Source organism: Bacillus sp. (in: firmicutes) (genome assembly GCF_031983925.1).
Classification (GTDB): Bacteria; Bacillota; Bacilli; order Bacillales; family Bacillaceae_G; genus Bacillus_A; species Bacillus_A pacificus.
In genome coordinates, this window is the sequence record NZ_DALYZR010000012.1 from 63,458 (window position 1) to 88,166 (window position 24,709).

Annotated in this window: 23 protein-coding genes; 10 read left to right on the forward strand and 13 right to left on the reverse strand. The window is 35.6% G+C overall.

Features of this window, described 5'->3' with window-relative positions; all coding sequences use genetic code 11:
• Positions 1–134: 134 nt before the first annotated feature.
• The gene (locus RTP99_RS23625; protein ID WP_000803745.1) at positions 135–758 is read left to right on the forward strand and encodes an ArsR/SmtB family transcription factor; all 624 of its coding nucleotides are present in this window, start codon (positions 135–137) and stop codon (positions 756–758) included.
• A 219-nt stretch (positions 759–977) separates the two neighbouring features.
• A complete protein-coding gene (locus RTP99_RS23630; protein ID WP_000353367.1) occupies positions 978–2,237 on the forward strand; it encodes an MFS transporter in 1,260 nt (419 codons plus the stop codon).
• 166 nt (positions 2,238–2,403) lie between these two features.
• On the opposite strand, the gene RTP99_RS23635 is transcribed toward RTP99_RS23630, so the two are convergent.
• From RTP99_RS23635 to RTP99_RS23645, 3 genes are all read right to left on the reverse strand, one after another.
• A complete protein-coding gene (locus RTP99_RS23635; protein WP_000839497.1) occupies positions 2,404–3,780 on the reverse strand; it encodes a sensor histidine kinase in 1,377 nt (458 codons plus the stop codon).
• A 1-nt stretch (position 3,781) separates the two neighbouring features.
• Positions 3,782–4,459 carry a response regulator transcription factor gene (locus RTP99_RS23640; RefSeq protein ID WP_000781974.1) on the reverse strand — a complete coding sequence of 226 codons (678 nt, stop codon included), beginning with the start codon at positions 4,457–4,459 and terminating at the stop codon, positions 3,782–3,784.
• 80 nt (positions 4,460–4,539) lie between these two features.
• Entirely contained in the window at positions 4,540–5,205 is a 666-nt protein-coding gene (locus tag RTP99_RS23645; protein WP_000878283.1) for a YczE/YyaS/YitT family protein, read from the reverse strand.
• A gap of 114 nt (positions 5,206–5,319) precedes the next feature.
• Here RTP99_RS23645 and RTP99_RS23650 point away from each other — a divergent pair, with 114 nt between their 5' ends.
• From RTP99_RS23650 to paiB, 3 genes are read left to right on the forward strand one after another with little or no spacing between them, the layout of a single operon-like run.
• Positions 5,320–5,772 (forward strand): MarR family winged helix-turn-helix transcriptional regulator, encoded by a 453-nt coding sequence (locus tag RTP99_RS23650; protein WP_000658986.1) that lies wholly within the window; start codon positions 5,320–5,322, stop codon positions 5,770–5,772.
• Positions 5,773–5,797: 25 nt separating this feature from the next.
• Positions 5,798–6,316, forward strand: a complete 519-nt coding sequence (gene paiA / locus RTP99_RS23655; RefSeq protein ID WP_000207059.1) for a spermidine/spermine N(1)-acetyltransferase — start codon at positions 5,798–5,800, stop codon at positions 6,314–6,316.
• Positions 6,317–6,338: 22 nt separating this feature from the next.
• Positions 6,339–6,962 (forward strand): protease synthase/sporulation negative transcriptional regulator PaiB, encoded by a 624-nt coding sequence (gene paiB, locus RTP99_RS23660; RefSeq protein ID WP_000275832.1) that lies wholly within the window; start codon positions 6,339–6,341, stop codon positions 6,960–6,962.
• A gap of 195 nt (positions 6,963–7,157) precedes the next feature.
• On the opposite strand, the gene RTP99_RS23665 is transcribed toward paiB, so the two are convergent.
• The 3 genes from RTP99_RS23665 to RTP99_RS23675 all read right to left on the reverse strand — a co-directional run bounded on the left by RTP99_RS23665 (position 7,158) and on the right by RTP99_RS23675 (position 9,399).
• Positions 7,158–7,997 (reverse strand): YitT family protein, encoded by an 840-nt coding sequence (locus tag RTP99_RS23665; protein ID WP_000747495.1) that lies wholly within the window; start codon positions 7,995–7,997, stop codon positions 7,158–7,160.
• Between the two features lie 327 nt (positions 7,998–8,324).
• Positions 8,325–8,594: a 2TM domain-containing protein gene (locus RTP99_RS23670; protein ID WP_000438993.1), complete on the reverse strand. Its 270-nt coding sequence runs from the start codon at positions 8,592–8,594 to the stop codon at positions 8,325–8,327.
• Positions 8,595–8,772: 178 nt separating this feature from the next.
• Positions 8,773–9,399 carry a F0F1 ATP synthase subunit alpha gene (locus RTP99_RS23675; protein ID WP_000525498.1) on the reverse strand — a complete coding sequence of 209 codons (627 nt, stop codon included), beginning with the start codon at positions 9,397–9,399 and terminating at the stop codon, positions 8,773–8,775.
• A 273-nt stretch (positions 9,400–9,672) separates the two neighbouring features.
• Between RTP99_RS23675 and RTP99_RS23680 the strand changes: the two genes are divergently transcribed.
• Together RTP99_RS23680 and RTP99_RS23685 are read left to right on the forward strand one after the other, a co-directional pair.
• Positions 9,673–10,704, forward strand: coding sequence for a S66 family peptidase (locus RTP99_RS23680; protein WP_000905877.1), 1,032 nt, complete (start codon positions 9,673–9,675; stop codon positions 10,702–10,704).
• Positions 10,705–10,782: 78 nt separating this feature from the next.
• Entirely contained in the window at positions 10,783–11,178 is a 396-nt protein-coding gene (locus tag RTP99_RS23685) for a DUF3224 domain-containing protein (protein ID WP_000454096.1), read from the forward strand.
• A gap of 189 nt (positions 11,179–11,367) precedes the next feature.
• Here RTP99_RS23685 and RTP99_RS23690 read toward each other — a convergent pair whose 3' ends face one another.
• The 6 genes from RTP99_RS23690 to RTP99_RS23715 all read right to left on the reverse strand — a co-directional run bounded on the left by RTP99_RS23690 (position 11,368) and on the right by RTP99_RS23715 (position 17,623).
• The gene (locus tag RTP99_RS23690; RefSeq protein WP_001063039.1) at positions 11,368–12,615 is read right to left on the reverse strand and encodes a DUF1015 domain-containing protein; all 1,248 of its coding nucleotides are present in this window, start codon (positions 12,613–12,615) and stop codon (positions 11,368–11,370) included.
• A 13-nt stretch (positions 12,616–12,628) separates the two neighbouring features.
• Positions 12,629–13,801: a 3-phosphoglycerate dehydrogenase family protein gene (locus RTP99_RS23695; RefSeq protein WP_000490259.1), complete on the reverse strand. Its 1,173-nt coding sequence runs from the start codon at positions 13,799–13,801 to the stop codon at positions 12,629–12,631.
• 12 nt (positions 13,802–13,813) lie between these two features.
• The gene (gene serC / locus RTP99_RS23700) at positions 13,814–14,896 is read right to left on the reverse strand and encodes a 3-phosphoserine/phosphohydroxythreonine transaminase (protein ID WP_011040506.1); all 1,083 of its coding nucleotides are present in this window, start codon (positions 14,894–14,896) and stop codon (positions 13,814–13,816) included.
• Positions 14,897–15,104: 208 nt separating this feature from the next.
• A complete protein-coding gene (locus RTP99_RS23705; RefSeq protein WP_000670803.1) occupies positions 15,105–15,296 on the reverse strand; it encodes a DUF378 domain-containing protein in 192 nt (63 codons plus the stop codon).
• An 89-nt stretch (positions 15,297–15,385) separates the two neighbouring features.
• The gene (locus RTP99_RS23710; RefSeq protein WP_000739774.1) at positions 15,386–16,453 is read right to left on the reverse strand and encodes a glycoside hydrolase family 113; all 1,068 of its coding nucleotides are present in this window, start codon (positions 16,451–16,453) and stop codon (positions 15,386–15,388) included.
• A gap of 300 nt (positions 16,454–16,753) precedes the next feature.
• Complete coding sequence (locus RTP99_RS23715; protein ID WP_000600464.1) at positions 16,754–17,623, reverse strand: CPBP family intramembrane glutamic endopeptidase; 870 nt, start codon at positions 17,621–17,623, stop codon at positions 16,754–16,756.
• A 358-nt stretch (positions 17,624–17,981) separates the two neighbouring features.
• Between RTP99_RS23715 and RTP99_RS23720 the strand changes: the two genes are divergently transcribed.
• The 3 genes from RTP99_RS23720 (at position 17,982) to RTP99_RS23730 (ending at position 21,990) form a co-directional block, all read left to right on the forward strand.
• The gene (locus tag RTP99_RS23720; RefSeq protein WP_001036185.1) at positions 17,982–19,307 is read left to right on the forward strand and encodes an erythromycin esterase family protein; all 1,326 of its coding nucleotides are present in this window, start codon (positions 17,982–17,984) and stop codon (positions 19,305–19,307) included.
• 202 nt (positions 19,308–19,509) lie between these two features.
• Positions 19,510–20,088 (forward strand): sensor domain-containing protein, encoded by a 579-nt coding sequence (locus RTP99_RS23725; protein ID WP_000842204.1) that lies wholly within the window; start codon positions 19,510–19,512, stop codon positions 20,086–20,088.
• Between the two features lie 114 nt (positions 20,089–20,202).
• Positions 20,203–21,990, forward strand: coding sequence for a helix-turn-helix transcriptional regulator (locus RTP99_RS23730; RefSeq protein WP_000886416.1), 1,788 nt, complete (start codon positions 20,203–20,205; stop codon positions 21,988–21,990).
• A gap of 253 nt (positions 21,991–22,243) precedes the next feature.
• Here RTP99_RS23730 and RTP99_RS23735 read toward each other — a convergent pair whose 3' ends face one another.
• Positions 22,244–24,634: a penicillin acylase family protein gene (locus RTP99_RS23735; protein ID WP_000454367.1), complete on the reverse strand. Its 2,391-nt coding sequence runs from the start codon at positions 24,632–24,634 to the stop codon at positions 22,244–22,246.
• Positions 24,635–24,709: the final 75 nt, after the last annotated feature.

Consider the following 24,709-nt stretch of genomic DNA (forward strand, 5'->3'; position numbering starts at 1 on the left):
ATGAACGGAATATGAACAGAAGATTACAGAGAGTAAGATTTAATTTTCAGAAAGTATTGAAAATAATCAAAATCCTTGATACAATTCAGTCAAATAATCTTGACCGAGTAATTTCATTTAAGGAGTTGATCATTTTGAAGCCCATGTTCACACTTACTACTTATAGCCAACTAAAAGCAATGAGCGATCCACTACGTGTCGAAATGATGATGCGTCTATGCGAACGTCCTTATACAGGGCAACTACTATCTGAGAAATTCGGCATTCCAAGGGCTAAAATTCATTATCATTTAAAAGAATTAGAAAAGAATGGTTTTATAGAAATTGTATATACAGAAGAAAAGAATGGCATCGTTCAAAAGTTTTATCAATCTGTCGCTAGAGGATTCACCCCTGCCGCAGACCTATTACCTCATTTAGAAATGGTAAGCGAATCCGGCCGCCAAATCTTTTTACAAATGTCAGAAAGAACGAAAAGCCATATTCTCGCTGCACCAGAAGAAGCTTTTACATTACGAAAAGAAAGCGAAGACCCTGCTGATTGGAATTATGTTTCATCTTGCTGGGAATTTGATGCTACGCCAGAACAATTTCAAGTATGGGTGAAAAAATTTCATGAATTGATGGCTGAATTAAATGAAATTGCCAAAGACGCGGATAAAGATCCAAATAGTAAATCTTATTATATTTCTACTACTGCACTTCAAATCGCTGAGAGAACAATGCAGCAATTTATTAAAAAAGAAGAAAAATCGTAATACGATTTTTTTTACATAAAGTGAAACTTTAATCAGTGGGGGGTTCTTTATCCCCCACTGATTATTAGTTGAACCAATCGGACTTTAATGGGCAGCCCGACCCCACCTAACTTCTTTGCTTTCGCTACATTTTGAGGTGGGGGTCTTACTGCCCATTAAAGTCGGATAAACGGTCAAATTTATTTTACCGAATAAATTTCTTATAAAGGAGTAGATTAAATGGACATATTGAAAAACCGGAATTTCCTCTTATTATTTTTAGGAAGAATTTTTACAAACATAGGAGATAGTTTGTATTATGTAGCGGCGATGTGGCTCGTATACAAATTAAGTGGTAATCCTTTTTATTCTGGATTAGCTGGTTTTCTTACGTTATTACCTTCTGCACTTCAATTTCTTACCGGTCCATTCGTTGATAGATGGTCCATTAAAAACACCCTCGTCATCACACAAGTTTTGCAATGCATTCTTATATTAATCATTCCTATTACACACTACTTCGATCTATTAACAGTCCAACTACTACTCATCATCATGCCCATCGTAGCCTTTATCGAACAATTCGCCTATCCCGCACAATCGAAAGCTTTACCACTTCTACTGCATAAAACACAATTATTAAAAGGAAATTCTCTCTTCTCATTTGCGTATCAAGGCATTGACTTAATTTGCACGACGCTTTCTGGCATATTAGTAGCACTATTTGGCGCGATCACTTTATATGTAATCGACTCTTTCACATTCGCGATTACTGCCCTTTTGTTCTTTTCATTAAAAATGCCAAAGCAAACCGAAACGGGCACCTCACTTTCAACGAAACAATATTTCTCTGATTTAAAAGAAGGGTTTTCAATCGTCTTCCGTTCATTAATGGGCGTTTTCTTAATTGGTTCCGTTGTTGCCAATTTTTCAATCGGTATGACGATGGCAATACTCCCTTCTTTCGCTGATTCTTTAGGCGGCGTGAAATCATATGGTTTCTTCTTAGCAGCTATATCCGCCGGCAGTTTAATTGGAGCACTATTCAGTTCATGGGTTGGCAAACGTAACGTTGGCCGCGTCTCCATTATTAGCTTTGCAACTGGCGCTATCTTTTGGTTTCTCTCTACAATTGTACCGTTTCAATGGCTGTCTATTTTCTTATTCGGCCTAGCTTGGATTCCGATTGGAGCCACGAACATATTATTTGCGACAATTAGTCAAATTGTAATTCCAAATCAATATATTGGACGCATCAACTCTGTCATGCGAAGTATGGGCACAATTGCGATGCCGTTCGGTTCTTTAATTGGCGGATACACCGCAAATGTATTGAGTAGCCAACTCATTTTCGCGCTCGCTAGCATCGGGATTTTCTTCATTTCTCTCGTATGGTTACTTCATCCGAAATTACGAGCATTGCCGAAAGCTGATGAGATTACAGCGGATACTTTTGGGGTGCAGTTTAAGGAAGAGCGCGGGAAAGGTGCGGCTTTATAATAGGAATGGGAGTACGTGAAATTTATATCGGCGATTTTTCAAATATATCAGCGCAACTCGAATTATATCGGCGATTTTCACAATATATCGGCGCAACTCGAATTATATCAGCGATTTTTCGATTTTATACAAAAAGAAGAGGCCGTTTCCAAACAGCCTCTTCCATCTATTTAGGAAGTTCCACCCGAACGGTCGTCCCTTCCCCTTTCGTGCTATAAACTGAAACGTTTCCGTTATGCAGTTCCACAATCTTTTGCACGATCGATAATCCTAAACCGCTACCTTCTACATTTCTTGCCCTTGCTGTATCCACCTTGTAAAAGCGATCAAAAATACGATCCATTTCTTCTTGTTCCATACCGATTCCGTTATCGGATATAGAAATAATAACACTAGACTCTAACTCTTCGACAAAAAACTCAATGGTCCCACCATCGTTTGAAAACTTAATGCTATTCGTGAAAATGTTACTCCATACTTGATGAAGAAGGTTTTCATCACCTTTTATGACGATATCCGGCACATCAAATTCAACGGCGATATCTTTTTCACGCCATTTCCATTCGAGCATAAAAATGACGTCTTTAATTTGCTTCTGCAAATTGAATTCTTTTATTTGTAACACTTTCTCTTCTTTATCTAATGAAGCGAGCGTAAGTAACTGTTTACATAAACTAGACATTCGCTTACTTTCACCTTCAATAATTTGTAAGTAATGATTTCTTTCTTCCATGCTCATCTTTTCTGTTTGCAACGTTTTCGAAAAACCTTGTATAGAAGAAAGCGGCGACTGGAATTCATGTGAAACGTTCGAAACAAATTCTTGTCTCATTTCATCTAATTCTTTTATACTTTTCGTCATCTTTTGGAAGCTTGTAGATAACGTTCCTATTTCATCTTTTCGTTTTACGTCTAATTCAATTTCATATTCCCCACTCGCAATTTTTTGCGTAGCCTTCGTAAATTTACGAATCGGACGAACGATGTAACCTGCTGCAATCGCTATAAAGATAATACTTAATAGTACGATAAACCCAAGTAATACCGCTAAGAAAATTCGCATCTCGCCAAATTGGTTCTGAATGTCAGGACGAATAAATAAAGCGTACTGTTTATCACCGTGTTTTACCGGGACACCAACACTATTTATTAATTCATTATCGAAAAAACCAGTAATAAATAGGCGAGTCGGATATGTAGAAACACCATTAAACGTTTCACCTTGCAATACTTTATGAACGGTATCATCACTAATAGACGTCTTACGAAACGCATTGCCGATACGCTTTCCATTCTTTTGATCATCGACAATATAAATTTCATACCCTAACTTCGCAATAGATTGTAAGTACGCCTCTTGATTTTCTTCGCTTTGCTTTTCATATAATGACTTAACTTCTTCCGCATACTTTAAAATCTTTTCGCTGTTATATGGCTTTAACTTCACTTGATAATATACGTTTGTTAATAAAAAGCCGATAATACTACTAAGTAGCATAATACCGACTGTCATAAATACAAATCTAGAATATAGTGATTTCATCTTATTTCAGCTCCAACTTATAACCGAGTCCGCGCACTGTCGTAATTTGAAAATCATCCGTTCGTTTTGAGAAACGATCTCTTAGTCGCTTCACATGAACATCAACTGTCCGTTCATCCCCTTCAAAATCCATTCCCCATACTAGTTCAATTAACTCTTCTCTTGAAAATGTTCTCCCAGGATAACTAGCTAGTTGTGATAATAATTCAAATTCCTTTAACGGAAGTAAAATCGTCTGGCCGTTACACTTCACTTCAACACCTTTACGATCAATTGTCGTTCCATGGAGTGTAATTATGTCAGCGCTCAGCATTTGATAACGGCGTAATAAAGCTTTCATACGGAAAATGACTTCAGCTGGTTCAAATGGTTTTACGATATAATCGTCCGTACCAGAAATGAATCCTTTCTCTTTATCGACTAACTGATCCTTTGCTGTTAATAAAATAACAGGAATATCATGATACTTCCGAATTTCTTCACATAACGTATAGCCATCAACGAACGGCATCATAATGTCCACGATCGCAAGATGAATATTTTCCTTCTCTAGTACTTCTTGCGCTACCTTTCCGTCTTCCGCTTCAAAAACTGTAAACCCCTCTTTTTGTAAATGGTAATGCAATAACTCTCTAATATGCTTATCATCATCAGCTAATAAAATATGTATCATCTTCATTAAACCCTCTCTCGTTCATCCTTCTACATCACTACATTAAGAAACAATTGGTTTTTTTGCAAGAAAAAGAAAAGGATTCCTTAGAAGATACGTTTCTTATCATTGTGGTCAGCTGTTTTATTTTTCTTATAATTTGATGAAGTACTCTGGTGTACGAATAAGTGATCTATTACTTTTTTAGTAAGTGGCATAAATAAATTCAGTATTAGCCCACCTAAACAAACAGTTAATATAGTTCCAACACCAACTGGTCCATGTAAAATCGTTGCCATTATTAAGAATATAAGGTAAATAAATGTTCGTGATATAAAGATATTCGTTCTCGTTAATTCTTGTATGATTAATGTTAATCGGTCAATTGGAATGGGAGCAAAATTTGTTTGTAAATATATTGCAGTTCCTAATCCTGTAATAACTAATCCGATTCCAAAATAAATCATTTTACTGTACCATATTTCAGGTGTAATTAAATTGCGTAATAAAAATAGCCACACATCAATACCAATGCCCGTTATGAATGCTGTTAACAACCCTAGTACCTCTGGTCTTTGTCTTTTTAATATCGAATTACAACATATTAATAATAAAGCTATTATTATTTCCCAGCTTCCCACAGTAAGCCCCACATTTAAAGAAAGTCCTACTAAAAGTGCATCAAAAGGTGAAGTACCAAGATCTGATTGTATTGTGAAAGAAATACCAAGGGTTAATATTAAAATTCCTAATACATAAAAAACATACTTCATTTTAATCAGCCTCTTTATCGTCATTTTTGTTGCATTTACAATAAAAATATTTTATATTAAATGTAACTTCAAATTGTTGCATTTGCAATAAAAAAGAAAGATGAGGAGTTCATTATGAAAGAAATTCTTCGTGAAATTGGCATGATTGCAAGGGCATTAGATTCTATTAGTAATATAGAATTTAAAGAATATGAGCTTACAAAAGGTCAGTATTTGTACCTTGTGCGAATATGTGAAAACCCAGGAATCATTCAAGAAAAGCTATCTGAGATGATAAAAGTAGATCGTACAACCGCAGCCCGTGCCATCAAAAAGCTTGAAATCAATGGATTTATCGAAAAGAAAGAAGATGAATCTAACAAAAAAATCAAAAAACTTTTTCCAACAGAAAAAGGAAAAAACGTCTATCCTTTTATTAAAAGAGAAAATGATTATTCCAATACTGTTGCATTAGAAGGATTTTCGGAAACAGAAGCGGAAACTATTTCTAACCTTCTTCAAAGAGTAAGAAAAAATATAGAAAAAGATTGGGAATTTGTAAAAAAGGGAAATAAGAGAAATTATTGATTATATAAAGGAGCTAACTATTCAAATGACTACACATATAGAAAAGTGCACCCTTAAAGATATACACAAACTTCAAGAAATTAGTTATGAAACATTTAATGAGACTTTTAAACATCAGAATTCACCCGAAAATATGCATCATTATTTGGAAAAGGCATTTAACTTAAAGCAATTAGAAAAAGAATTATCCAATATCTCTTCTCAATTCTTTTTTGTCTACTTCAACGATGCAATTGCTGGGTATCTGAAGATCAATACTGATGATGCTCAGTCTGAAGAAATGGGCGATGAATCACTTGAAGTCGAGAGAATTTATATAAAGAGCTCCTTTCAAAAACATGGTCTTGGCAAATATCTACTAAATAACGCTATGGAAATTGCAATAGCAAATAATAAAAAGAATATTTGGCTAGGCGTATGGGAGAAAAATGAAAATGCTATTGCTTTTTATAAGAAGTTAGGTTTTGTACAAGCTGGCTCTCACTCCTTTTATATGGGAGATGACGAACAAGTTGACCTTATAATGATTAAAACACTCATATAACTTTTTTGAGAGGTGGGCTACTATGTATATTCCAAAATATTTTAAAGTCACAAATGTTGATGAAATTTGGGAGTTTGTTCAAAAAAACTCTTTTGGAACAATCGTCACAACCAAAAAAGAGAAACCAATCGCAACTCATTTACCTTTTGGGTTAACTAAACAAGGTGATGATTATTTTATTACTGGACATATGGCTTATGGGAACCCCCAGTGGAGAACATTTGAAACTTGTGAGGATGTTCTTGTAATGTTTCAGGGACCACACTCTTACATCTCTTCTTCTTGGTATGAAAATGAAGAAGTTCCAACATGGAATTATCAAGCTGTCCATATATATGGTAAAGCAAGTATTTTAGATAAAGAGGAATTAATAGATGAATTAACAACAATGCTGAAAAAATATGAAGAGCATCGTGAAAATCCAGTATTATGGGATAAACTTTCCCCCACTCTCTTAGAAAATGAACTGAAAGGTATAATTGGATTTAAAATTAAGGTGGAAGACATCCAGGCTGCATATAAATTAAGCCAAAATCGAAATGAGACGGATTATATTAACATTATTGAGAAATTGTACGATGAAGAAAATCCAGATGCAAAACAAATGGCGGAACTCATGGGGAGTAGATTAAAAAATCACATATAATCCATTGTTATTCAACTCTCACATTTCAAAATTAAAGAACAGACTGGAACGTTCTATCGGCAGTTTTCTTTAAAATGTAAAAGTTCGAACTTAAAGTGAATGGTGTTTAATAAAAAAGAATCTATTTTGAAAACAGATGATTCAAAATAGATTCTCACGTTTTAGTATTAAGATTATTTTAATGAAAAGTAATTTTTAAGCCTTCGAAATATCAACGAATCCTTCTCCAAATACGTCACGAACATCATGTATAGCAATGAACGCAGCCGGATCTGTAGTTTGAACAATTCGCTTTAGCTTCACTACTTCTTGCTTATTAATAACAACATAAAGAATGTCCTTCGGCGTTTTCGTGTAATAGCCATGACCTGAATACACGGTAACCCCTCTGCCCATTAAAGAAGTTACCTTCCCGGCAATTTCATCCGGTTTATCTGAAATAATCGTAATGGCCTTTTTTGGATTTAACCCTTCAATTACAAATTCCATTACTTTCGTTCCTACATATAACATAATAATTGTCAGCATCAGTTTTTCTGCACCAATGATGAAATAAGATGAAAACGCAACGATTAAATCGAAGAACAGTAGACCATAGCTAATGCTCCAACCTAAGTACTTATGTGTCATCCTCGCTAAGATGGTAGTACCTGCTGTCGTTCCACCAACGCGAATGATGAGACCAATCCCGCACCCGATAAATATTCCACCGAAAATGGCATTTACGAGCATTTCATCTGAAGCAATCGTCCATCCTTCTGTTAAATGAAGGAATAGCGAGTTCGTAACTACAGCAATAATCGTATAAATTGTTGTAATCTTATTTAAAAATTTATAACCAACTATTAACAAAATCGCATTTAAAATTAAATTGACTAAACCTGGTGACCACTCAAATAAGTAGTACGTAATAATTGTGATACCTGTTACCCCACCCTCACCGAATTCGTTCGGAATAACAAATAAATTAACACCTAAAGCAAAAAGGAATGCACCAATAATAATAAAAATAATGTCTGTCGTTCTTTTTTTCATATAGTACCTCACTTCTTATGCAAATATTTCTTCAGATATAAACTCTCACCATTATATCGTGGAATATTCAAATCGAACAGTAGTTTATTTTTATTTTCATATAGGATGATACATCAACTTTATCCTATATCTACATGTAATTTAAAAAGGGTAACAACTGTATTTATTATGTACTACAAGTAAAGTTTTGATTTCTTATGCTATTTACGCTGAAAAGTGAATAGGAACACTCTCAATCGCACAAACTTCGAATACAAAACAAATAGGCGAAGCTATAGGATAGGCTTCGCATCAAGCGTGTGCTCACAGAGGTTTATATTCATAAATTTACTTATCTTTCTCCATATACTCTTTAATCTTTCGTTCTTCCCACTCTTTTCCGAATATGCCAACTGGAAAAGTTGTCAAAGCGTGTATAACAATTCCGATTCCCCAACCTGCAAGTGGATATAAAAACCATAATTTACTTGAATCAGAACTTATATTTATGAAAAAAAGCATTAAGTTCACTAGTATATAGACCGTTAAATGAATGTAAAACGCTTTTAAATTCTCCACTCTTTTTTTAGCTCGTAAATAATTCTCATCTCGCTCCATATGTAAACCCCTCTTTCATTATTGTATTTTTTAAATTCGCTCCGATTTAAACATCATATTCTAGTTAGGAATCCCTTATTCTCAAAAAATACAAAACAAAAAAGCACCTAGCAAATAGTCATGTGTATGACCATTTGCTAGGTACTGCATAATCCATTTATTATTTACAGGCGTCTAATTAAGACCAAATCCAAACATCATCATTATTTTCAACGTTGCTCTTTACCTTATGAACTTTTTCGATATGATCAACTGTGTTCCAATTAATAGAACTTCCGCCCCAGCCTACATACTTCATATCAATTTTTACTTTCTCCCCCGCTTTAAACACTTGCCCCTTTGTTAAGAAAACATCAATAATAACTTTCTTCCCGTTTAGCGATGGATATTCCACTACGACATATTTAGTAGCACCGTCTGTTCCTACTTTTGATACTTCCCCAATTACATAATCAGGTGAGCCATCTTCTTTCATGTGCATACCTAACTTGTTTGTTGTATTTTCAATTGCAGTTGCAACCATATATTCTGTAAAATTACGCATCATAGATCCAGTAGCTTTTACTTCATCTCCTACTTTCACATTTGAAAATGAATCTATATATACACTAACAGGTTCTTCGTATTGCTTAGATTTAACAACAATTACACCGTTATCTACTTCTACTACTCGTCCTTCTAATGTTGAGAAATTAGATTCTATAGAAGCTGCACTCGCTTTTGTTACTTCTAGTCCTGGTACATTCGTTCCTGATAATGCTGCGATTCCTAAAGCACCTGCTAAAATTATTTTTTTCATACCCATTACGAAACATCTCCATTCATGATGATTTTATTTTTGATTGGATACAACCAACCTGTAACTATTATAGTTACATGTTATAGAAAATAGCAACCCCCTTTCTTATGCAATGATGCATACTATAATTTTCAAATGCAATTCAACACTAAGACTGAATTCTTGAATCCCAGCAGGTAAACGGATTGATGATGAAGAAACTAATGACATGCATCATATTTTTCAATACTACGGTTTGTATAATCGTATTTCATTACATTATGTAGGGGCGGAATTCATATGTTAATAAAACCAAAGAGATTACAGCCAGGTGATATTGTAGCAACAGTAAGTCCTTCATGGGGAGGCGCAGGTGATTCTGAAATAAGATGGCGATATGAGCAAGGAGTAAAGAGATTAGAAGAAGTTTTCGGTCTTACGGTTGTTCCAATGCCGAATAGTTTAAAAGGTAGCGAATTCATTTATAACAACCCACAGGCTCGTGCGGAAGATTTAATGACAGCATTTCAAGATACGCGCGTGAAAGCAATTATTGCGAATATTGGCGGTCAAGATAGCATTCGCCTACTTCCCTATATAGATTTTAATGCAATACGTGAAAATCCGAAAATTTTTATGGGATACTCTGACGTTACCATTTCACATTTATTTTGTCATAAAGCAGGTCTTTCCTCTTTTTACGGTCCAGCAATTTTGACCGACTTTGCTGAAAATGTAGAGATGGATCCATATACGGTTGAAATGGTAAATCGAACTCTCTTTTCCAATGAAATGATTGGCGAAATCCAACCAGCTCCTGAATGGACAAGTGAGCGTTTAGAATGGATAGAGATAAATAAAGATACAAGACGTACGATGCAGCAAAACAATGGATATGAGCTACTCCAAGGCTCTACCACTGTACAAGGACGTTTAATTGGTGGTTGTATAGAAGTATTGGAATTTGCAAAAGGAACGGAGCTTTGGCCTGAGAAAAAACATTGGGAAGATAGCATTCTCTTCTTTGAAACTTCTGAAGACCATCCAGAACCAAGTTATATAAAGTATTGGTTACGAAATTATGCAGCGCAAGGTATTCTCCAAAAAGCCAAGGGCATCATTTTTGGTAAACCGAAAGACGAAATGTATTATGAAGAATATAAACATGAAATACTGCAAGTTATGAAAGAACATAACTTAGAAGATTTGCCAATTCTTTATAATTTGAATTTTGGTCATACTGAACCGAAGTTTATTTTACCTTACGGCTCGATGGCAGAAATTGATTGTGAAAATGGATCTTTCTCTATTTTGGAGAGTGGTGTGGAATGAATAAAAACACTCCTACGAGATATAACTGTGAATTGGTACTTTTAATACTTATCTAATGATAAAGGGGGATTTACGTGTATGGAAGTAACATTTACAGTAAGTAAATGGGATGAAAAACCAATTGATGATACTAAAAAAGATTTCCCTATTAATATTGCACATGTCGAATATGATATTGATGGTGAATTAAAAGGAAAAGCTTTTGTTGAATACTTATTATATTATTTAGACTCAAATATAAATGATGGTCACTTAGCTACTGCTAAAATTTCTGGATTTTTACACTTTGAAGGAATTTATAAGGGGCAGCATGGGACATTTACAGCTATAGAGCAAGGAATATTTGATAAAGGAAATTTAGATTCCCCAGGAACAATTATTAAAGCTACCGGTAACTTAGAAAGTCTGAGAGGTTCCTATCATTATCAGTTTGCAGGTCAAACTAGTAAACTAATTTTAGAGTTTGAATTTTAGCGAAATACCCTATACTTTAGTGGAAAGGACATTTCTTGTAATACTAGGAATGTCCTTAAAGTTCGTTCAAAGGTAATTTTTTCGCCTACTTGCAATTTCATTAGTCCCCCCCCTCCTCAAAAACTCTTTTAAAATAAGAAAAACCGAAACTAAAATCATTTCGGTTTTTCAAACTAATGAAGTCTATATTTATTTTAAAGAATGTACAAACAACCCACTACGCAGTTTCGGTTCAAACCACGTTGATTTTGGTGGCATAACTTCTCCAGCGTCTGCGATTGCTAATAAAGATTCCATTGATGTCGGATATAATGAGAACGCTGCTTTATATTCGCCGTTATTTACAAGGCGTTCTAGTTCTTCTAATCCGCGGATTCCTCCGACAAAATCAATGCGTGAATCAGATCGCGGATCATGTATTTCAAGTACTTGGCTTAATAAATGATCTTGCAGAATAGATACATCTAAACCTTTTACAAGGTCGTTCGCATCAAACGTTTCCTCTTTCACTGTGAGCTTATACCACTTCTCGTTTACATACATGCCAAATGTTTTTGGCTCATTTGGTTTATACGGAGAAACAGATGCTTCTTCTACATAAAAGTATTGCGTGATTTGCTTTAAAAACTGTTCTTCTGATAATCCATTTAAATCTTTTACAACTCGGTTATAGTCCCAAATGGATAATTCATCATGAGGGAATAAAACTGATAGGAAGAAATTAAACTCTTCTTCTCCTGTGTAATTCGGATATTGTTCTCTTCGCATAAGTCCTACTTTTGCGGCTGACGCGGAGCGGTGGTGTCCGTCTGCAATGTACAAGTTAGGGATATCTTCAAATAAGTTTACTAAACTTGTAATTACTTCTTCATCAGCTATTTTCCAAGCAACATGCCTAACGCCGTCCTCTGCTGTAAATGTATAGATTGGCGCATGTTCTTCTTTCCAGCTTGCGATGAAACGTTTCACTTCTTCTTTTGTACGATACGTTAAAAAGATAGGACCTGTATTTGCGTCACACACATCTACGTGGCGAATACGATCTAGTTCTTTTTCATGACGCGTTCTTTCATGTTTTTTAATTGTATCGTCTTCATACTCATCAATAGATGTACAAACGACAAGGCCTGACTGCGTTCTTCCTTGCATCGTCAGTTCATAAATGTATAGTGCTGGCTCTTCGTCTTGTATGAACACTTCTTCTCGTATCAATCGATTTAAACTTTCACCCGCTTTTTCATATACGCGATCGTCGTACGGTGAAAGCGCTGGGTCTAAATCAATTTCTGCTTTATCAACGTGCAAGAAAGAATACGGATTCCCTTTTACAACCTCTCTTGCCTCTTCACTATTTAATACGTCATACGGTAAAGCTGCAACTTCCGCTGCTTTTTCTTCTACTGGACGAATGGCCCGAAACGGTCGGATTTTTGCCAAGTTCCTCTCTCCTTTACACAATCATTCGAACGGCTACAACACCTGTAATTTTGCTTATATTTTCCACAATGTTCTCTTTTATTATATCATCAATTCCGTTATCAATATCAATCATCGTGTACGCCCAAGAATGTTTACTACGATTAATCATATCTGCAATATTAATATGATGTTCTGCTAAACATCCTGTAATTTGTCCTACCATGTTCGGTACATTTTGATGCATGATTGTAATACGTTTCTTTCCGATATACGGCAATTCTACGTTTGGATAGTTGACTGAATTACGAATATTTCCTGTCTCTAAATATTCACGTAATTGACGCGCTGCCATGATCGCACAATTTTCTTCTGATTCAGATGTAGATGCACCAAGGTGAGGCGTCGCAGTTACATTTTTCATCTTTATTACATTTTCATTCGGGAAGTCCGTTACGTAATGTGCAATAACATCTTCTTCTAACGCTTTTTGAAGAACCTTTTCATCTACAAGTTCTCCTCTAGAGAAATTGAATAAACGCATTCCTTTTTTCATTTTCTCTATAGCGTGTTCACCAATAATCCCCTTCGTTTGATTCGTAAGAGGAATATGAAGGGTAATATAATCACATGTTGCAAAAATTTCATCTAAACTAAATGCTCTTTGCACATGTGTAGAAAGGCGCCATGCTGTTTCAACTGAAATGTAAGGATCGTATCCGACAACGTCCATCCCTAAAGCTAACGCATCGTTCGCAACTAAAGCACCGATTGCACCAAGTCCGATAACTCCTAGACGTTTCCCTGCAATCTCTGATCCAACGAATTGTTTTTTTCCTGATTCAACAAGCTGCGGTACTTCTTCCCCTTCTAAATTTTTCGTCCAGCTTACTCCGTTAATAATGTTACGTGAAGACATAATAAGACTTGCGATAATGAGTTCCTTTACTGCATTAGCATTCGCTCCTGGCGTATTAAATACTACAATCCCTTTTTCTGTACATCGCTCGACAGGAATATTATTTACCCCTGCACCAGCTCTCGCAATCGCCTTTAAGTCTTTTGAAAATTCTTCTTGATGTAAAGAATAACTGCGAAGTAAAATACCGTCTGGGTGATCCATTCTCTCCCCTACTTCATAGCGCTCTCCGCTAAGTACTTGCAAACCTTTTTCTGCAATTTGATTTAACGTTTGAACACGAAACATATCCCCATCTCCCTATCTATTCTCAAGCTCAAATTCCTTCATATAATTTACTAATTGCTGTACGCCTTCTGCTGGCATCGCATTGTAAATACTAGCGCGCATACCACCGACTGATCGATGTCCTTTTAGCGTAACAAGGCCGCGTTCTTTCGCTTTTTGTAAAAACTCACTGTTCAGCTCTTCTGACGGTGTTGTAAACGGAATGTTCATAAGTGATCGATACGTAGGATCAACCGGTGAAGTAAACAATTTTGATTCATCTAAGAAATTGTAAAGTAGTGAAGATTTCATTCTATTTTGTTCTTCAATCGCAGATACCCCGCCTTGCTCTTTTAACCACTCTAATACAAGTTTCGTTACGTAAATACTAAAGGACGGAGGTGTATTGTATAAGGAGTTATTTTTACTGTAAGTTTCATAGTTTAACATCGTAGGACAAGAGCGATCTGCTCCTCCAATTAAATCTCTTTTTATAATCGCAATCGTTAAGCCCGCTGGCCCTAAATTCTTTTGCGCTCCCGCATATATAAGACCAAACTTCGAAACATCATATCGTTCTGATAAAATATTTGAGGACATATCCGCAACGAGCGGTACTTTATCTACATGTGGAATGTCCACATACTTCGTTCCCTCAATTGTATTGTTCGTTGTAATATGTACATAATCTAGTTTTTCATCGCCTAGTAAACCATCCAGTCTAGGAATTGTAGTAAACTTCTCATTTTCAGAAGAAGCAATCACTTGTACTTCTCCTACTTTTTCAGCTTCTTGCATCGCCTTTTTAGACCATGAGCCAGTCAATATATATCCTGCTTTTTTATACGTATTCATTACATTCAGCGGTATCATAGAAAATTGTAATGACGCACCGCCTTGTAAAAACAATACTTCATACTCATCAGGAATGTTCATTAATTCACGAAGCAAGCTACCCGCTTCATCTATAATACTTTGAAAATAAGAAGATCGATGACTCATTTCCATAATAGACATGCCTGTCCCGTTATAATTTACAAGCTCCTTTTGCACTTTCTCTAAAACTGGCAAAGGGAGTATTGATGGTCCTGCTGAAAAATTATACACTCTTTCCATCACCCAGATGACCTCCCTATTTCTCATTTTAATATTTTTTAAACTTTCTGAATTATAACCCACAATACAAGACACGGTCAATTTCTTTTCTAGTATTACGGCGCAAGAAGCAATGGAATCGCTTGCATGTGTAAACTTTTTTTATAAACATATAAAAAAGTGTTAAGTACATAATCGTACTTAACACTCTAGTAATAAAGTATAATTGCTAATTGTCCGTAAAGAACCGATCAAAAATTTGATAAATAGCAGAAAGACCAATGAGCCAATAAATAGTGTCCACAAGCGCCGGCATAGAACCAAACCATTTCTCAACTACATTGTAATCTAACGCCACAAATAACCAATTCAAACCGCCAAGAATCACCAAAATTACTGTAAGGTAAGACAAAAATTTCATGATGATTGCCCCCTAGGTGATAAGATGGTGAAAGGCCTTTCACTAGAAATATATGTAGTGAACCTCAAAACTTGCCTATTTTATAAAAATTATTTTCGGTACCAGCCATTAATAACTGCTGCCGTTTCTTGACTATGTATTTGATACGCATGCGTACTATTATTAGATCCAATAAACCAAATTGAAAAGCCTTTAAAATATGGCTTCGGTTCTAATACGTCACGGTAAGCGCGCCATCCGTTTAATTGTACGTCTTTTGAAAACACATTAGAAACATCTGGATTCCACGGATTTTGTAAGCCTAGTTCACGCGCCGGAACGTTAAATCCGCCAAAGTAAACCGGTTTTCCTGTTGCTTTATGTAATTGTTCTAGTTGTTGAACAACATTTTGTCCACGGTTATATACTGTCGTCGCAAATAAACTTTGCTTCACTTCTTCATATGATGGATTTCTTTTTCCTGAAACTTCAAACCAACTATCGATACTAACAATGTCTACCTTCTTTAAATACGGACGATTTATTTTCTCAACAAACTTCGCTTCATATGAAGGATCCCAACTTGCTGTTAACCACCAGTTCATTTGATACAAAACATTTCCTTTATACTGATTACGAACAAAATCAATTGTATCGCTCCAGTATCCTTCTGCATATTCCATATTCACGAAATTAGAAGCAATCTTTAGTCCATACACATTGTATTTACTTGTAATAGAATTAAAAATATCTTGTAGAATAACCGTCTTCCAATTCCAGAAGAAATCATTAATATTACTTGGATTCCATTCCGTTTCCCCAACATTTCCTTGCTGAATATATGGGAACGGCTCCACTATAACTTGAATATTACGCTTTAATAATTCTTGAATTAAAATAATAGCCTGTTGCTTTTGCGCTTGATTAATTACCATATTCGTAGAAGTCACATTCGGAATATCTACCTGAATCGGTACATTTACTGTATTTAAATTTAAGCGCTCTACATCAGCTAACACTTTCGCTACATTTCCAACTTCCCATACCGTTACATTTCCTGATTTGATTTTTCCAGATTGAACAGTATTTACATCTGCCTGTACATTTCCTTGAAAACAAAAAGAAAATAGCATAATAAACACTCCTAAAAAACTTATTAAACTCTTATTTTTCTTCACAACTTTCCCCCTATAATTTTTGGCTTTCCTGATTATTTTATACAACATTTCATATATATTCCACAAAAAATCCAATAAATTTTTATTAATAAAAATGCTATTCACCCTTTATCCATATCTTATTCAGACTAACTTCCTAAAAATAGTAAGGTAAATAAAAAAGGAGCATATTTCCGCTCCCTTTTTTATTTACCTTACTATTGAAGTTATTTAATTTTTTCTGATACCCTAACCAAATCTACTTTTTCGTATAATTAAATTTTTATCTATATTCGCTTTTTGTTTGTATTACTATTACATTTACTTCATTATTCGAGACATAATTATTGCAGTTATCAAGATAATAATAGCGGTTATCAAGCCAGATTCTCCAATCCAAATCTCAGTTTGATATCCTGTACTTGCACGTGCGAAAGGTCCTTGAATAATGGCATTCCAAGTAGTATGGATGATAACCGAAGGCCAAACGCTACCTGTGATAAGTCGTAAATAAGCTGTAATATAACTGAATGGCACAATACAAAAATAGATGCCAAGTACTGAAAAAACGACAGATGGTCCCTCTACATATAAACCAGCCATAACAATTGGAACATGCCACGTTGCCCAAACCAATCCACTAATAAGGATAGGCCGTGAAAACTCTGCATCAACGAGCCTTGTGAGCATATAACCTCGCCAACCCATTTCTTCTCCCAAAACTGGGATTAAGTTAAGCAAACTTCCGAAAATACCGCTCAATACTACTAGATAAATGAAACTGAATGGTGCCATTACATACTGAAGCCCAAGTAAATTGTAGATCGGTTCTAACATACCACCTTCGGGATGCTGAAACCCTGCAATTCCGCTCAACCAGGCGATAGAATAAGTAATTCCACAAATAATCATAGGTATTAGCAGGGCAAGACCAATCCCCTTCCATATCTTTAAGTTACCGAGACTAAAAGATACATCTTTAAATCCTTCTTTCAGTATTATGCGAGTCAAAATAGAAGAAAATGCTGGAGTAAACATATATACCACAATAAGCGGCATACTTTTCGTAATTATTACTACTACATTTAGAATAATAGAAGTAATGATTAAGATACTCAAAAAGAGTTGAAGTCCTATTTTAGCACGTTGGATTTTATCTTTATTATGGAACGATTTTGCGTGTAATATCATTGTAATCCGCCCTTTCCCTTTCATTCACTTGTTTATCGAATGTACTTCTTGTCATTTCAAAAGACACAACTTAGAATAAAAATATTTTGGTATACAGATCATTCATCTTTAAAATCCCTCCCAAACTTATAATCTCGTCTTACTTGCGACTCATCAATGGAATTATTATTTATAAGTTGTCATAGCCGGTAGTACAAAAGTGTAATGATTATTCTATGACTTGTGTCAATTAACCTTATGACAATATGTAACTAGAAAATATGATATGAGCTAGCTAACAATTGAATTAAGGCAATTGATTCGTGCAAGTACATGAATCAATCTTGCTTTTACAAATAATTCAATTGAGGTGGAAAAAATGAATAAGAAAAGAATCATTGCAATGGTTAGTACAGCTTTATTAGTCACAGGATGTGTGGAAGTAGGAAACGCTCAAACAGTAGCAGTCGAAAATTCAGGTCAATCAATCCAAAAAAATATAGTTAAATCAATACAATCACAGGCTTACCCGCTAAAAACGATAGAGCCATCAAAATCATTTGAGGATTTAAAGCCACTTAAGAAAATGATTGGGAACGCACAATATGTAGGATTAGGAGAGAATACTCATGGAAGCTCTGAAATTTTCACTATGAAGTTTCGCCTTGTGAAATATTTGGTTACTGAGATGGGTTTTACAAATTTCACAATGGAAGAAGATTGGGGAAATGGCTTAAAGCTAAATGAATATATCCAAACAGGAAAAGGAAACCCTAGGGATTTTTTAAACTTGTTATATCCTACTGATGAAATTTTAGCCATGATTGAGTGGATGAAAGATTATAATGCTAATCCATCCAATACAAAAAAGATCCAATTTATCGGGCTCGATTTAAAGGAGTTGGACCAAGGTTGTTTTAATAAAGTAATTGATTATGTAAAACTGCATCGACCAAATTTGCTGGCAGAAGTAGAAGAAAATTATAAAGAATTGTCGGCTTTTCATGGAAGTACAAAGGAATATATGGACCTTGCTCCTGAAATAAAAGAAAAGTTCAAAGCAAACGCTGAGAGAGTAACTCGATTACTAAAAGATGAGAATGGGCAAGCCAACACAGAAATAGTTTCATCCGAGTACATCTGGGCAAAAGCAACGGCAATTGCAATAGAGAAATTTACCACAATGCTAATTCCTAACGACTATCCAAGTATGTTAAAGCTGCATGAGCAATACTTGACCGATCATGTAATGTGGGCACAAGAGACATTAGGTGGTAAAACGATGGTATGGGGACACAATATTCATATAGCTAAAGGAATTATCGATGAGGAATTATACCCTTATGTTGCGGGGCAATTTTTGAAGGAACGTTTAGACAATAATTATGTCACGATTGGTAGTACAACTACGGAGGGAAATTTCACCTTATACAACGACACCGGAGATAAGATTATAACGAATCCGATTCCACAAGATGTAAATAGTTTCAATTATACCCTCGGAAAAGTACCATATAAAATGTTTTTATTGGATAACCGTCACCTTAAAGGACCAGCAGATAAATGGGTTAAAGCAAAACGACCATTACTAAGTATAGGGGCACGACTCTTACCGAACGACTCGGCATACTTTAATAAGTCATTGCTTGAGCAATTTGATATTATTTTTCACATTCGAAAAACAAGTCCATCTCATATTAAATAAAAGTATAAAACAATCCCGTTCTTGCAGATGTAAGAACGGGATTGTTTTATGGGGATTCATATAAGCACCTTTTTTAACTAGAAGTAGGTTACTCCCCCCTTTTTTGCATCATTTAGAAATGTCATATGACATTTTTACACTAGTGAGAATGACAAAAAAAGCAGTACAATTCGGTTATTACATAGATAGGAGCGAGAACTTTATGAAATCAAGATTCATCCAGAATGGTTATTTTTTATTGCTAACTTTCGTTACAGGATTGTTTTATTTTTGTTTTTATCTAATAGCTCTGCTATTTAGCTTCACCCTTTCATTTACGGTAGTTGGGATTCCACTAGTTATACGCGTACTACAGACTACCACACCCTTTGTCCAATTCGAGCGCATACAGACGAAAATTTATACAGATATTTCAACAGACTCTTACGATAGAAGTATAACAATGGATACATCGAACTGGGCTCAAGTGAAATTAGTGCTTACAGATCGTCACACTTGGTCTGCTGTCTATTGGTTAATGCAGAAATTAGTGATTGGCATTTTCAGTCTCATTAGTGCAATCATTTTTTATGTAATGCCACTTATGTTGCTGTTGGCACCACTACTGTATCAATACATCGAAATGAATATCATATTCATACAAATAGATACTTTTGCTAAGTCACTCTTTGTAATGTTTATGGGTATAGTATTTACCGCCATAAGTATTAGAATAGTAGATTGTTTAACAAAGAGAATTGGAGGCTATACACGTAGCATGATTCGGCGACTAAATCGATAGAAGTTTGTCCTCTGTGAGAGGATTGCAGCGTAAAATTAAAAAGTATAACAATGGATGAAGGATTAATTTATAATATAGGAAGTAAAAAGGTAGGCTACTTAGGGGGTAAATAACTTGTTAGATATGGTTAAGTATTGGTTTTGGTACGATTGGATTATGTTAGGAGTCCGTATACTTGTTAGTGTCTCTATCGCCATAACCACATTAGATTTTCAGGATAGTTTAACATTGCCACTTTGGATTATTATTCTTTGGGAAATTATTGCTTTCTCTGTTCCATGGGTAGCCTTACTATTCAATTATAAATATTATTTGTTCACAGACATACTGCTATATGGTGGACTATGTATATATTTAACCTCATTATTTCCGGAAGCTTACAACACATTTCTTATATCGGTGTTTCTAATTGCTGCGAATAGTAAACATTTATCCTATTATTGGACAGCTCCAATAACAGTTTTTATAACAACTGGAATTTTCTATGCAGTTGCGCCAAGTAATAACTATTGGATTATGGTTACCTACTATGGACTTGCTTACGTAATGGGCTTTGCTTTCCATTTATTAATCGTCAATCATAAGCAAAATGAAGCGATTCGTAAACAAAACGCGGTACTTGAGCAATATATGTCTCAGATTGAACGTATTACACTGGCAGAGGAACGGAACAGGCTGTCGAGCGAGCTTCATGATACAGTTGGTCACGCTTATACTTCTATTATTATGGGGATGGAAACGTTGCGTACCGAACTTGCTACTGAAATGGGGATACAGAGGCTAGATTCTCTGCTTGAAATGGGACGGAAAAGCATCGAGGACGTGAGAGGTTACCTACATCATATGGATTCTCCGTGTCAATCGCCTTCCTTAATTCAATCTCTCCAAAATCTTGGAGCCGAATTTCAAGAGCACGCTCAGGTTAATGTAAGTTTTAGGACATTCGGAGAGGAATATCAACTATCTCGGCAAGCGAAGATCGCATTCATTCGTTGCTTACAAGAGTCCCTTACAAATGCAGTACGTCATGGTCAAGGGACTGAAATTATAGTTTCATTGCAATTTGACGAACAATATACGAGGTTAGAAGTTCAAGATAATGGAAAAGGAAATGTAGAATGGCAAGAAGGCTTCGGTATGAATGCGATGAAGGAACGGGCAATGAACTTGCAGGGTCATTTGTCTGTATATACAAAGCCAGAGGAAGGAATGCTTGTTACTTGTACCATACCGCGACAAACTGAAATAAAAGATGGACTTATCCGTTTGTTAATTGTAGATGATCAGCCTTTTGTTCGAGAAAGTTTGAGGACACTACTCGATAGATATGAAGATTTAAATGTAGTCGGTTTGGCCGAGAATGGCAATCAAGCCATCGATTTGTGTGGGCGCCTTCAACCCCATGTTATACTTATGGATTTAGATATGCAGCACATGAATGGAGTCGAAGCAACCAAAAAGATTAAGCAACAATGGCCACATATCCGCGTATTGATTTTCACAACGTTTCAGGATACCGAACAGGCGTTGGAATCACTTCGCAACGGTGCGGATGGTTTTTTACTCAAATCTATTGAAACGTTGGAGCTAGCTAATACGATCCGACTTATTCACAAAGGTGGGACACTGATTGATCAGGGAATGTCTCACAAAATATTTGAGAAGTTTGATGAGCAAAAAGAGACATCACAATCAAAAGCAACCGCTTATGAGCTAACAGCTAGGGAGATAGAAATATTGCAACTAGTAGCAAAAGGACTTCGATACACTACCATAGCATCCAGATTATATTTATCGAGTGGTACGGTCAGAAATTATGCTTCCACAGCTTATACAAAGCTAGGAGTCCGTAACAAAGAAGAAGCTGTTCAAAAGGCTCTAGAAATTGGAATTATTGAATAACAAAATGTTTTGCGGTGTATAAAAATGAGCGAAAAAGAATGCTTTGTGTGGTTTGTTTTGTAACAGAGTAAGTAAAGCTCCTTATCGTATAAGTAAATGTTAAAACACTTACTGTTTTGGAATAATAAAATTATTTAATCTTATTCTCTAAAATACAAAAGCCTACTATCAATTTAACTGATAGTAGGCTTTTAAAATTATTTAAGGACTGGGTTATGTTCTAATTTAACATTTTTTATCAGTGGAAATATTATCACTTCGGCTCTAAATTTAACACTTTTCCCTCTATCCCCTCCGTATTCAATGTAGTCGTATGATACGTTCCGTTTACCCAATCATCTATTTGATCATGATACCAATTACTTCTAAAATGTCCTGATTGTCCTGGCCCTACAATATGATAACCGTTTGACATATCTTTCGTATCAATGACGAATCGCCAAGAAGCTCCGTGATTGACGATACCGTTATCGCCGTAGCTCGCTGCTTGAACGGTAACTTGGCTTCCACCAATTGGAACTGGTTTTTCGCGATTAAATGCAAGTAATGCTAACATACTAGATGATTTGGAGATTGGATGTGTAAAAGCAAGTTGATGGTAATCGCCCCACTTCCACCCCGTAACATCTGGTCCATACTCCTTCTGTAATTTCTTCATTACATTCTCGTACGATGTATGCACAACTTTTGTGAAGCCTCCGTACTTCATAAACCAAGCGCTATGTTCTCCTGCTACTTCTTTTCGAATTAATTCATCAACAACTTGTGCCTTTCCTTCAAATAACTCCATCACATCTTTCGGTATTTCTTTTGAAAATAACGTATTTGAAATCTCTTTCATTAATAGATGGAATATTAACGGTGCCGATTCATCTTTACTATCGTAAAAATTCCACTTCGTTAATTGTTTTACGCCCTCTTTCTCTACTTCATTTAAAGATGCTTTATTTAACTCTTTTAAAAATATAGGAGCAAACTCTTTCCCATATAAATTTTTTTGATCCATCTGTAACTCTTCTAAATCTTTCACTGTATATTTTTCCTTCTCTTGTAAAAACTCTTGAATACGCATTTGCCTATATGGCTGCGCCCACGTATTACTAATATGGTACGGATAATGATCATCAACAATTTTATTATTCGCAGTAGAAATAAACCCTTGTTTTGGATTGATTACTTTTGGAAGTTGATCATATGGGATATACCCTTCCCATTCATATTCATCTGTCCATCCTGGCACTGGCAGACTACCATCACCTTTTTTACGCACTGGTATATTTCCATTTGCTTTATAAGCAATTGTGCCGTCGTTTGATGCAAATACAAAGTTTTGAGTTGGTGTATGAAAATCTTGAAGAGCCGTTTCAAACTCATTCCAGTCTTTCGCCTTATTCATATTTAATACAGCCTTTAACTCAGCGGAAGGCTCCAAAGCAGTCCACTTTAAAGCAAATACTGTTTTCGTTTTCGCTTTCCCTTTATCCGCAAACTCTGAAATGACTGGACCGTGCCTCGTAACCGTAACATTATACGGTATTGTCTTTCCGCCTTTTACTTTAATAGATTCATCAACAACAGTCGCTTTTTCCCACTTATCGTTATACAGAAATTCGTTTTCATTATTAGGATTTCGCTTTTCAATATATAAATCTTGTACATCAGGACCGGTATTCGTAACGCCCCATGCTATTTTGTCATTGTGACCTAATATAACACCTGGTACGCCAGCGAAAATAACGCCACTCACATTCAAATCTTTCATTTCAAGTGTTGATTGATACCAAATAGAAGGCGTCGCAAGAGATAAATGAGGATCATCCGCTAACATCGGCTTACCAGACGCACTCTTCTTACCGCCTATAACCCAGTTATTACTACCATTAAACTCTGGTGGAATGATTGTTTTTGCAAAACTTTGTGCTACGTCTACATTTGTATTTTTTAGTTCAGCTAGCAATCTAGGCGCATCTTTCGGATATGTAGGAAATAACTCATTTGCTTGCTCTTTCGGCAAATTTTTCAGCGCCCAATATCGAAATGCCTGTCCGTGCCAATGTCCCCCTAAATCAAACGCCATATACTTTCCAATCGTTAACGTATCCACAATGGACCATTCAGCAGGTTCATAGCCTAATATAGTAAACTCAACTGGCAATTTCTTTTCCTCTTTTGCCTCGCGTATAAAGGCATTCACCCCATCAGCAAATGACTGCAGAGCATATTTCGCTTCTCCATCATATTGACTAACAGACGCTTCGGCTGCTCGCCGTAAACCGAGCGTTCGAAACAACTTATCTCGATCAATAGCTGCTTCCCCTACAACCTCACTTAACATCCCAGAAGCTTGCCTTCTACTTAAATCCATTTGAAATAACCTATCTTGCGCTTGTACATACCCTTGCGAAAAATATAAATCGTGTGCATTTTCCGCTTTAATATGCGGTACACCTTTACTATCTCGCTTTATCGTAACAGCACGTTGTAAATCCTCTAGCTTTATCGTTCCATCTATCTTTGGCACAGATTTAAGCGTATATATGTTCAAAAAAATCGCTGTACATATAACCAACAAAAGGACGATACTACTAGACCAAATAAAAATTCTCTTACCACGAGTTCGTTTCTTTTTTATAACAACTTCCATATAACCCCCTCCTTCCTCAAACTATTCGCTTCTATTTTGAAAGAACCTTTTAGAAAAGTTGAAAAACCCCTTCAT